Annotated in this window: 8 protein-coding genes; all 8 read right to left on the reverse strand. The window is 71.6% G+C overall.

From position 1 onward, the window contains the following. Window positions 1-29: 29 nt before the first annotated feature. Complete coding sequence (locus tag ADK57_RS14735; protein ID WP_053749889.1) at window positions 30-1,748, reverse strand: PP2C family protein-serine/threonine phosphatase; 1,719 nt, start codon at window positions 1,746-1,748, stop codon at window positions 30-32. Next, window positions 1,745-2,788, reverse strand: coding sequence for an ATP-binding SpoIIE family protein phosphatase (locus ADK57_RS14740; RefSeq protein ID WP_053749890.1), 1,044 nt, complete (start codon window positions 2,786-2,788; stop codon window positions 1,745-1,747). Before ADK57_RS14740 ends, ADK57_RS14735 begins: the two co-directional genes overlap by 4 nt. Then, entirely contained in the window at window positions 2,789-3,229 is a 441-nt protein-coding gene (locus ADK57_RS14745; RefSeq protein ID WP_053749891.1) for an anti-sigma regulatory factor, read from the reverse strand. Further along, window positions 3,229-3,648, reverse strand: a complete 420-nt coding sequence (locus tag ADK57_RS14750) for an STAS domain-containing protein (protein WP_053749892.1) — start codon at window positions 3,646-3,648, stop codon at window positions 3,229-3,231. The genes ADK57_RS14745 and ADK57_RS14750 overlap by 1 nt, the downstream gene beginning before the upstream one ends. Then, window positions 3,645-4,544, reverse strand: a complete 900-nt coding sequence (locus tag ADK57_RS14755; protein WP_053749893.1) for an STAS domain-containing protein — start codon at window positions 4,542-4,544, stop codon at window positions 3,645-3,647. The genes ADK57_RS14750 and ADK57_RS14755 overlap by 4 nt, the downstream gene beginning before the upstream one ends. A 187-nt stretch (window positions 4,545-4,731) precedes the next feature. Next, on the reverse strand, window positions 4,732-5,133 hold the full coding sequence (locus tag ADK57_RS14760) for an anti-sigma factor antagonist (protein WP_053749894.1): 402 nt from the start codon (window positions 5,131-5,133) through the stop codon (window positions 4,732-4,734). Window positions 5,134-5,370: 237 nt separating this feature from the next. Further along, window positions 5,371-7,815 carry a SpoIIE family protein phosphatase gene (locus ADK57_RS14765; RefSeq protein ID WP_053749895.1) on the reverse strand — a complete coding sequence of 815 codons (2,445 nt, stop codon included), beginning with the start codon at window positions 7,813-7,815 and terminating at the stop codon, window positions 5,371-5,373. Beyond that, window positions 7,812-11,139 (reverse strand): HAMP domain-containing protein (locus ADK57_RS14770; RefSeq protein ID WP_053749896.1); only part of this gene is annotated, 3,328 nt, incomplete at its 5' end. The genes ADK57_RS14765 and ADK57_RS14770, both read right to left, overlap by 4 nt.

The raw sequence follows: 11,139 nt of genomic DNA on the forward strand, positions 1-11,139 counted from the left end.
GGGCCCTCGGGCACCCGTGGGACGGGGCCTCAGGCAGCCAGATGACACAGCAGCAGGCACACGTCGTCGTCCCGTTCGGAGTCGCTGAGCAGGGGCGTGAGGATCCGGTCGGCCGAACCGTCCAGGTCCGCGTCCAGCTCCGCGGAACGGAACGACCCGAGCGCCTGAGCCAGGCGCTCGATGCCCGGGTCTATCCCCTGCGCGCGCCGCTCCACCAGGCCGTCCGTGTACAGCGCCAGCGTGGAGCCGGGCGCGAGCGGCGCGGTGTGGTCGTGGATCACCTGCCGCAGCGGGATGCCGAGCATGGCGCCCGGTTTGGCGTCCAGCGTGTGCACCTGTCCGTCGGGGGTGCGCAGCACCGGCGGCGGATGGCCCGCGGCCGCCCACGTGAGCGTCGGGTCGCCGGGGCGGAAGCGGGCGATGACGGCGGTGGCGTACAGATCCGGCTGGAGATGGTGCAGGAACGTGTGCAACCGGGTCAGCAACTCGCCGGGGCTGCCGCCGTCGACGGCGTACGCCCGCAGCGCGGTGCGCAGCTGGCTCATCATCACGGCCGCGTGCAGACCGTGCCCGGTGACGTCGCCGATGACGGTGATCAGGCTGCCGTCGGGCTGCCGGAAGGCGTCGTACCAGTCGCCGCCGATGTTCAGCCCGTGTGTGGCCGGCAGATAGCGGGCGGCCAGGCTGAGGCCCGGCGTGGTGGGCAGATCGGTGAGCAGGGCGCGTTGGAGCGTCTCGGCGATGTCCCGGTTGTGCTCGAAGCGCCGGGCGTTGTCGATGGCGATGCTGGCCCGTCTGGTGAGCTCGATCAGCATCACGGCGTCGTCCGGGTCCCAGCGGTCGCCGGGCGGCGACAGCGTCAGCACGCCCAGCGGGGCGCGCCGCGTCGGCAGCGGGACGCACAGCAGCGGCCGCGCGGGATCCAGCGCGGAGGGCGGCTGGTCGGCGACACCGGGCAGGCCGCCCGGGTGGTCGGCGGCGTACTGCGGACGCCCGGTGCGGGCGGCGAGCACGGCGGCGGCCGGGTGCGGTGCGGGCCGGTGCCGGTCCTCGTCGCCCTCGAACAGCCAGATGTCGACGCTGCGGGCGTACTCGGGCACCAGCAGGTCCGGCAGGCGGCGCACGATCTCGTCGTGGTTCAGCGACGCCGTCAGTACGGCACTGGCGTCCGCCAGGAACGTCAGCCTGCGGCGGGCGCTCTCCGCCTCGGTCCGTGCCTTGCGTTCGGCGGCGAACGCGTCGCGCTGGGCCCGACCGGCGGCGTCCAGTTCGGCGTGCAGGGCCAGCACGCCCTGGTTGGTCTGGTGCAGCTCCTCCCGGTGGAAGTTGACCAGCTCCTCCTGTTCGCCGAGCCTGTCCAGCACCAGCGCGGTGTCCTCGTCGGCGCCGAGCAGGGCCTCCGCCAGGACCGCCGGGTCGTCCGCCACTAAGGCGCCGTCGGGTGTGTCCGCCGCTTCGGCGCAGCGGACCGTCGTACGCCACGGCGGTTGCGCGGCGGCCGCGCCCGTGCCGTACGAGGGGGTCACCACCACGTGCAGGAGCCCCTCCTCGGCGGATGCGGCCGGGGCTTCCAGGGTGAGTCGCCAGGTGCCGCCCTTGGTGAGGCACTGCCGCAGATGCGAGCTGAGCGCCGTGGTCAGACGGGTGCGGTCGAGGGTTGGCACGCCGTACGCGGCGGCCAACCGGGCGGTGGCGATCCGGGCCCGGGCGGCGTCGACGACGGTCGTGATCTGCCAACTGCGCGTCATGGCCCCTCCAACGGGGTCGGGGCCAGCACCACCACGGCCGTGTCGTCCCGCACCGGCCAGGCGGAACTGCTCGTGTCGCGCACCGTCACGGCCGCCACGACGGCCGGGTCGGCCGCCAGCAGGTCCTCGTCGGACGGAGGCGTCCAGCGACTGGGCAGGCCGTCGCTGTGCAGGATCAACAGCCGGTCGGCCGCCCAGGGCACACGGTCCTCCCGCAGCGTCGCGTGCCGGTGCACGCCCACGATCCCGGGCCGGGACACCAGGGAACGCCACCGGTCGCCCTCGCGCAGCCGAGCCCCTACGTTGCCGACGCCCGCGAACCGCAACAGGCCGCCGCGGGTGTCCACCTGGGCGACGGCTACGGCCGCGCCCCGAGTGCCGCGCAACGCCGTGTCGAGGTGCACCAGCGCCTCGGCCGGCGGCAGGTGGGCGGCGCGGTGCAGGGCCTCCACGGCCGTCGTCGAGGCGCGGGCGGCCGCCGGACCGTGACCCAGCCCGTCGGCCAGCATCAGGGTCAGCCGGTCACCGGAGCAAGCCCACGCCCAGGCGTCGCCGGAGTACTCCGCCCCGGCGAACGGCACGTTCACCCCGCCGGCCCGCACCGCGGCGACCGGCGCCGGGTCCTTGGGGCGGGCGCCGACCCGGGCCACTGCCACCGTGCCCCGGCCCGGCGCGCTGTGCAGCCCGAAGCCGTCGGCTATACGGCGGCACGTGCCGAGCCCGGCCCCGAGGGAACGGGTGGTCGAGAACCCGTCGCGCAGGGCGGCGGCGACATCGGACATGCCCGGACCGTGGTCGATCGCCGCGATCTGCACCAGACAGGCGCCGTCCGAGGGCGTGGGCGGATCCACCACCTCGATGAGAATGCGTCCGCCCCCGGCGTACTTGAGCAGATTGGTGGCCAGCTCGGTGGCCACCAGCGCGGCGGCCGCCTTACGCGGCTCGTCGAGCCCCGCCAGGGCGGCCGCGTTCTCCGCGGCCACCCTCGCGTCCCGCACCCGGGTCGAGTCGTGGACCGGGACCTCCCACACGCGCGGCATTCAGAACTCTCCCCGCGGCCGTGGCGGCCGGGCCGCCCAGGAGACCACCGTGACCTTGGTGCCGACCCCCGGAGTGCTGTCGACGGCGAACTCGTGCACCAGACGGCGCGCACCGCCCAGGCCCATCCCCAGCCCGTCGCCGGAGGTGTAGCCGTCGCTCAGCGCCCGCTCCAGGTCCGGGATGCCCGGCCCCTCGTCGGAGAACGTCAGCCGCAGCCCCTGCGTGTGCCCGTTGGTGACGCGGGCCGTCTCCATCTGTCCGCCTCCGCCGTGCACGAGGGTGTTGCGGGCCAGTTCGCTGGCCGCGGTGACCAGCTTGGTCTGTTCCACCAGGCCGAACCCGAGCAGACCGGCGGCCTGCCGCACGTGCTGGCGCACCCACACCAGATCCATGTCCGAACGGATCGGCAGGCAGGCGTCGACGCCCGCGGCTGTCTGCATCACCGGCTCTCCTGGCGCGGGCCGCCGGAGCGGGTGGCCGGATCGAGTCCCGCGAGGAGGTCCAGGGCCGCCTCCGTGGTGAGCGCGGTGCGCAGTCCCGGAAGCGTCAGCCCCAGCTCCACCAGCGTGATCGCGACCGCCGGCCGCATGCCGGCCACCACGGTCCGCGCGGCCAGCAACGAGGCCTGTGCCGCGATCTCGGCCAGCACCCGTCCGAGGAAGGAGTCGACGATCTCGATACCGGAGATGTCGATGACCACGCCGGTCACCCCGGTGCCGACGATGGTCTCGCCGATGTCCTGCTGGAGCTGCTGCGCCGTGCTGTCGTGCAGATCCCCCTGGAGGGTCACCAGGAGGACGTCGCCGAGCCTGAGGACCGGCACGTGTCCCGTGACGGGGCGGGAGAAGTCGTGGTTCACCGTGGACCCGCACCGCCGGGCGTCGCGTTGATGATGTCGGCCCCCAGTTCGTGCAGGGCGTACGCCAGGGCGTCGGCCAGGCTCGCCCGGGTGATCACCGTGCCCAGGTCCAGGCCCAGGTGGACGATGGTCTGTGCGATCGCCGGGCGGATGCCGGAGACGACGCACTCCGCGCCCATCAGCCGGGCGGCCGCGACCGTCTTCATCAGGTGCTGGGCGACCAGGGAGTCGACCGTCGGCACACCGGTGATGTCGAGGATCGCGAACCGGGCGTGCTGGTCGACGACGGCCTCCAGCAGCGTCTCCATCACGACCTGGCTGCGGGCACTGTCGAGCGTCCCGATCAGCGGGACGGCCACGATGCCGTCCCAGAGCTTGATGACCGGCGTGGCCACTTCCATCAACTGCAGCCGCTGCCGCTCGATCAGGGCCTGACCCTCGCTCAGCGCGGTCTCCACCACGACCAGCCGCAGCGTGCCCATCAGCACGGTCAGCGCCGTCGTACAGTCCCGGACCAGCTCGGTCGGCTCTTCGGGGAGGTCGGCGACCAGGAGGTTCTCGACGGGCGGGCGCAGCGCGTCCACGTCGTTCGACACCTGCGCGGTGGTGAAGCCCGCCCGGGAGCGGGCAGCGCCCATCCGCGACAACTGCTCGCGCACCAGGGTGAATCCGGCGGCGTCGGGATCGTGTACCTGATCCGTGTCGGCGACCTGGGCCAGCGCGTCGACGACGGTCTTGCCCGCTTCCACCGCCTCGTCCCGCGAGACGGTGAACACCGTACGGAACAGCGGCTCGTCGGCCCATCGCTGGGCGATCTGCTCGGCGCGGCGGCGCAGGAAGTCCCCGACCTCCTGTGCCGGTGATCCGTGCTGGCCTACCGTTGCGTGCTCCGGCACCTGTACTACTCCTCAGCGTCTTCTTCGGGGTTTCGTCGCACCGAACCCGATGGAGGCAACGAGACGGCGATGTGACCCTGCCGGGCGACCACTGTAACCATGGCCCCACCTCGTGAGACACGGCCTTCCGGACAGACGATCACGTGGTGCGAGAAGCCCGTTGACGGCCCGTGGACCGCCCGCCGGATCAGGTCTGCTGCCCGTCCTGCTCGACCTGCTCCTCCTCGGGCGCGTCGACGCGGGCGAGCGCCTCGTCGAGGCTCTCGGACACCGGGACCGTGATGCTCACGCCCGTCAGGTCCAGGATCCGCCGGACCGCCGGCGTGGGGGAGATGATGTGCACGCTGCCCGGTATGCCGCGGGCCTCCTGGTAGACCCTCAGGATGATGTTCATGCCGGACGAGTCCATGAACGGCACGGACGACAGGTCGAGCAGGAAGTGCCGGCGGCCGTGGTGGAGCTGGTTGGCCAGGTGATGCTGGAACTCCGTTGCGGTGTCTACGTCCAAGTAGCCCTCGACCGAGATCAGAGCGACGTCCTCCCGGGGCAGGGTGACCTCGACGGACAAGGGGTTCTGGGCAATGGACACGAGTACCTCCACAAGTCTTACGGCCAGGGCTGGTTACCCCTGTGGGCGACATCGATGCACACCGAATCCGACGGTGCTCCGTGATCAAGATCTCATCGGTCCGGGGGGTGCTGAGCGGTTCCGTTCCCCGCCCGGCACCACGTCCCGCAGCTGCCGAATCCCATCCTGTGCGCCTTTCCGCCGCCGGTCGTCATCTGTCACCGCGCCCCGCGTTTACCCCTGAATGAACCAGGTATGTCAGCCGACCCGGATGCCCACGAGGCACGTGTCGTCGTCCGTGTCCGATCTGCTGTACGTCAGCAGGCGGTCCAACTGCCGGTCGAGTGTCCGGGGAGGCGTACGGGCGGTGGTCAGCAGGTGCTTCAGCGACTCCTCCACGGAACGGTCCCGGCGCTCGATCAGACCGTCGGTGTACATCAACAGGGTGTCCCCGGCCGCCAGTTGGACCTCGGCCTCCTCGTAGAGCGCCTCGGGCACGGCCCCGAGCAGCATGCCCTTGACCAGGGGCAGCGGCGTGGCCTCCGCGTCGCGCACGAGCACGGGCGGGAGATGGCCGCCTCGCGCCCAGCGGAGTGTGTGCCGGGCGGGGTCGTACAGTCCGCAGACCGCCGTGGCGGTGACGGCGCCGGTGAGGTGGTGCGCCACGATGTTCAGCCATGACAGCAGTTGGCCCGGCCCGGCGCCGGTGACGGCCAGTCCGCGCAGCGCGTTGCGCAGCACGACCATGCTGGTGGCCGCCTCCATCCCGTGCCCCGCCACGTCGCCGACGCACAGCAGCACCTTCCCGGTCGGTAGCACGACGGCGTCGTACCAGTCGCCGCCCACGAGTTGCTCGGTCTCGGCGGGCCGGTAGCGGACGGCCACCTGGAGATCGGGGACCTGGAGCGGCGCCTGCGTCGGCGGCATGATGGCGTGCTGCAACTGCAGGGTGAGCCGGTTGCGTTCGGTCGCCTGCTGCTCGGTGTGCGCGAGCTGGTCGCGGGTGGCCGCGAGGGCGACCTCGGTCCAGTGCTGGGCCGAGATGTCCTGGTAGGCCCCGCGCACGGCGAACAGCCGGCCGTCCGTGTCGAGCACCGGTTCGGCCACGACCCGGATGTGCCGGGTCACCCCGTCGGGCCGCTGCAGCCGGAACGCCGTCGACGCGGGACGCCGCTGGTGCAGCAGCGTGCGCAGGAACCGGCGGATGGCCTCGGTGTCGTCGGGGTGGGCGTGGGCGGTCAGTTCCTCCAGTGGGACCGGGGTGCTCGACGGGGAACGGCCGTACAGGTCGAAGAGCTGGCCGTTCCAGGTGATGTCGCCGGTCAGCAGGTTCTCCTCGAACCCGCCGATCCGCCCGAGCCGCTGGGCGTGCTGCAACAGGCTCGCCAGCCGCGCGGTCTCGTCCTCGATCCGCAACAGCAGCAGGACGCAGGTTCCGTGCCGGCTGATGCTGATGTCGGCGACCGCCGAGAGCGGGACCTGGTCGACCAGGGCGGTGAGGTTCATCCGGTGCGCACGGAACGGCTCGCCGGTCGCGTAGACCCGCTCGACGCGCTGGAAGAGCTCGCTCTCCCCGGCGGCCATCGGGTAGGCCTCCAGCAGCAGGGCCCCGTTGACGACGGCGCGCGACCGGCCCGCGGGGTCGAGGAACCGGCTGTTCACATGCTGGATGCGGAAGTCCACCAGGTGGCCGGAGCCGTCGAGGTGCGGCACGAGGACCAGAGCGGGGTCGTGCAGCCCGTCGGCCAGGTCCATGAGTTCCGCCGCGTCCGGCAGCACGCGGGGCTGCCGTACGGAGCCGTGAGGCAGCGTGTACGTCTCCAGGGTGTGGGCGCACAGCTCGGCCAGGGCCTCCACCTGACGGACGATCCGCGGCGGCTGCGGGGCCAGCGGTTCGGGCCAGACGATCTCCAGGACGCCGTGCACACGTCCACCGGTACCGGCGGGCAGCGCGGCCCGGCCGCCGTCCGGATGCTGGTGCCGGCCGATGCTCGGCAGACCGGTCCGGGCGAGCGACGTGATCCACCGACCGTCGCGCTCGGTCAGGCCGCGCCGCGCCACCGTCGTCACGTCCGGCGGCACATAGCGCCAGCGCGCCGCCTCGACCGGGGAGAAGCCGGCGCTGCCCGCCAGGGTCAGGGAGCCGTCCGGTCCCGCCGCCCAGATGGCCACGGCCACTGCCCCGAGCGGCTGCAGGGCCTGCTGCAACAGGGACTCCGCGACGGCCTCGGTGTCGTCCGCGGCCAGCGCACCGCTCTCCGCGGCCCGCAGCCGTACGGCCGCGGAGTCGCCCACCGGTTCCGCGGTCTGCGAGGTGGCGGCGAGGAAGGCGTCGGTGACCTCGGACATCTTGTCCCGGGCGGCCTGGTTGATGACCTCGACCGCGAACTCCAGAGGCGTCACCTTGGACTGCTCGGCCAGCTCCGCGAGCTGTCGGGCGGCCTGGGCGGGACCGCACTGCAGACGTTCGACCAGGATGCCCTTGGCCAGTTCGATCAGGGCACGCCCCTCGGCCTCGGCCTGGGCGGCCCGCACCTCGCGGCGCAACCGCTCGACGGTCGCGGCCAGTCTGCCCACGGGGGAGGCGGAGGGGACGGGCGCGCCGTCGGGCTCCGGGTCCGGGCGAGCCGGGGGAGAGGCGGAGGCGACATGCGCCCCCGCGTCACCGTGCGCATGCGGGCGGTCGGAACTCGGCGGCCTCATGCGGGCAACCAGCGTCGGACGCAGGCGATCAGGTCCCGGGTGTCGACGGGCTTGGTGACATAGTCGCTGGCGCCCGAGGCGAGGGACTTCTCGCGGTCGCCGGGCATCGCCTTCGCGGTGACGGCGATGATGGGCAGCTCGACGTACTGCGGCATCCTGCGGATCTCGGCCGTGGCGGTGTATCCGTCCATCTCGGGCATCATCACGTCCATCAGTACGAGGGCCACGTCCGGGTTGTCGACCAGCGCCTCGATGCCCTTGCGGCCGTTGTCCGCGTGCAGCACCCGGAAGCCGTGGAGTTCGAGGATCCCGCTGAGCGCGAAGAGGTTGCGCGCGTCGTCGTCGACGACGAGCACGGTACGGCCGGGGGACGAGTCGTCGACCGGCTGTGGGGTGACCGGCTGCGGTTCCTCGGGGCGGACCAGGGACAGCACGTCGCCGGGTTCCTCGGCCGAGAGGTGCAGTGCGATGCGTTCGCGCAGCTCGTCCAGGCTGGACAGGAACTCCAGCGACCCGCCCTGCGCACGGGTCCGCAGAGCCTCTTCCATGGCGAGGTCGGCACGGTGACCGCTGTGTACGAGTATCGGAACACCGGCCAGCGCGGAGTCACCCCGCAGGGCCTCCAGGAAACGGGCGGCGTCACCGTCCGGCATGCCCAGTTCCAGTACGACGCAGTGGCACGGCTCGTCGGCCAGGGCACCCGCGGCCTCCTGGGCCCCGACGGCGGTGATGATGTCCACCCCCGCCCCCGGCCCGCTTCCGCCCCCGCTGTGGGCCACGTCCGCGACGACGCTCTCGGCGACGAGCGTCAGCAGTCCACGGGAGCGCTCCTCCACCACGAGCAGACGGCGCCGGCGCCGTCCCGATCCGGTCGGCACGCCGCCCGCCGTCTGACGGCTTCCGTCGGCGTCGGACGCCAGCGCGCTCTCCGGCACCTGCTCGGGGGATCGGCCGCTGTGCGCCAGTTCCTCGAAGTCGGGACGGGCCACCGGCAGGAAGAGGGTGAACGTACTGCCCAGGCCAGGGGTGCTGTCCACGGTGACCGCGCCGCCGAGCAGATGGGCGATCTCCCGGGTGATGGACAGGCCGAGCCCGGTGCCTCCGTACTTGCGGCTCGTGGTGCCGTCCGCCTGCTGGAACGCTCCGAAGATGGTCTCCAGTTGCTGCACCGGGATGCCGATTCCCGTGTCCTTCACACGGAACGCCACGATGGTGCTGCTGCGCAGCACGCCCTGGGGCACCTCGTCATCGGCCGCGGGTTCGACGCGCAGCTCCACACTGCCCTGTTCGGTGAACTTGACCGCGTTGGACAGCAGGTTGCGCAGCACCTGGCGCAGGCGGGAGTCGTCGGTCAGCAGGTCCGCCGGCGCGCCGGGGGCCGTGGACACCGTGAAGTCCAGGCTCTTCTGCGTCGTCATCGGCCGGAAGGTGGCCTCCACGTACTCGATGAGCTGGCGCAGGGAGACAACTTCCGGCGCGACGTCCATCTTTCCGGCCTCGACCTTCGACAGGTCGAGGATGTCGTTGATCAGCTGGAGCAGGTCCGAACCGGCCGAGTGGATGATGCCCGCGTACTCGACCTGCTTCGGCGTGAGGTTGCGCGAGGGGTTCTGGGCCAGCAACTGGGCCAGGATGAGCAGACTGTTGAGGGGGGTGCGCAGCTCGTGGCTCATGTTCGCCAGGAACTCCGACTTGTACTTCGAGGCCAGCGACAACTGTTGGGCGCGGGCCTCCAGTTCCTGCCGGGCCTGCTCGATCTGCAGGTTCTTCGCCTCGATGTCCCGGTTCTGGGCCACCAGCAGTGAGGCCTTCTCCTCCAACTCCTCGTTGGAATGCTGCAGTTCCTCCTGCTGCGACTGCAACTCGGCGGATCGGGCCTGGAGTTCCGCCGTGAGGCGTTGGGACTCGCCCAGGAGTTCGTCGGTCCGGGCGTTGGCCACGATCGTGTTGAGGTTGACGCCGATGGTCTCCATCAGCTGTTCCAGGAAGTCCTGGTGAGTCTGTGTGAAGGCCGTGACCGAGGCCAGTTCGATCACGCCGAGGACCTGGCCCTCCACCACGATGGGCAGCAGCACGAGCGCGGTGGGCACCACCTGACCGAGCCCCGAGGAGATGGTCACGTAGTCGGACGGCAGTTCGTCCACCGTGATGGTGCGCCGGCTGCGCGCGGCCTGGCCGACCAGGGTGCGACCGAAGGCGACGCGGGTGGGCCGGGTGTCGTCCTCGGGACGGCCGTAGGAGCCGACCAGCCGCAGTTCGGGGCCGTCGTCACCGTCCTCGGCGAGGTAGAACGCACCGTACTGGGCCAGCACCAGCGGTACGAGCTCATCCATGATCAGCTCGGCCACGACGGGCAGGTCGCGGTGGCCCTGCATCAGGCCGGAGATCCGGGCGAGGTTGGTCTTGAGCCAGTCCTGCTCCTGGTTGGCCCGGGTGGTCTCGCGCAGGGAGCCGACCATGGAGTTGATGTTGTCCTTGAGCTCGGCGACCTCGCCGGATGCCTCCACCGTGATCGAGCGTGTCAGGTCGCCCTCGGCGACCGCGCTCGCCACCTCGGCGATCGCGCGCACCTGCCGGGTCAGGTTGCCCGCGAGTTCGTTCACGTTCTCGGTGAGGCGCTTCCAGGTGCCCGAGACACCCTCCACCTCGGCCTGTCCGCCGAGCCGTCCCTCGGTGCCGACCTCGCGGGCGACGCGGGTGACCTCGTCGGCGAAGGCGGAGAGCTGGTCGACCATCGTGTTGATCGTCGTCTTCAGTTCGAGGATCTCGCCGCGGGCGTCGACGTCGATCTTCTTCGACAGGTCGCCCTTGGCCACCGCGGTCGTCACCAGCGCGATGTTGCGCACCTGACCGGTGAGGTTGTTGGCCATCGAGTTGACGTTGTCGGTCAGGTCCTTCCACGTGCCGGCCACGTTCGGCACGTGGGCCTGTCCGCCGAGCCGCCCTTCGGTGCCGACCTCGCGGGCGACCCGGGTGACCTCGTCGGCGAACGCGGACAGGGTGTCGACCATGGTGTTGATGACGTCCGCCAGGGCCGCGACCTCGCCCTTGGCCTCGACCGTGATCTTCTGCGACAGGTCGCCCCGGGCCACGGCGGTGGCGACCTGGGCGATCGAACGGACCTGGCCGGTCAGGTTCGACGCCATCACGTTGACGTTGTCCGTGAGGTCCTTCCAGGTGCCCGAGACGCCCCGGACCTGCGCCTGACCGCCGAGGTTTCCGGCCGTGCCGACCTCGCGGGCGACGCGGGTGACCTCGTCGGCGAAGGCGGAGAGCTGGTCGACCATCGTGTTGATGGTGTTCTTGAGTTCGAGGATCTCGCCG

Origin of the sequence: Streptomyces sp. MMG1533, assembly GCF_001279775.1 — a bacterium.
Taxonomy (GTDB): Bacteria; Actinomycetota; Actinomycetes; order Streptomycetales; family Streptomycetaceae; genus Streptomyces.

Bases quoted from the DNA above. Each gene is read 5' to 3' on its own strand.
- ADK57_RS14765 (WP_053749895.1), bottom strand. From the start codon at position 7,815: ATGAGGCCGCCGAGTTCCGACCGCCCGCATGCGCACGGTGACGCGGGG.
- ADK57_RS14735 (WP_053749889.1), bottom strand. From the start codon at position 1,748: ATGACGCGCAGTTGGCAGATCACGACCGTCGTCGACGCCGCCCGGGCC.
- ADK57_RS14745 (WP_053749891.1), bottom strand. From the start codon at position 3,229: ATGCAGACAGCCGCGGGCGTCGACGCCTGCCTGCCGATCCGTTCGGAC.
- ADK57_RS14740 (WP_053749890.1), bottom strand. From the start codon at position 2,788: ATGCCGCGCGTGTGGGAGGTCCCGGTCCACGACTCGACCCGGGTGCGG.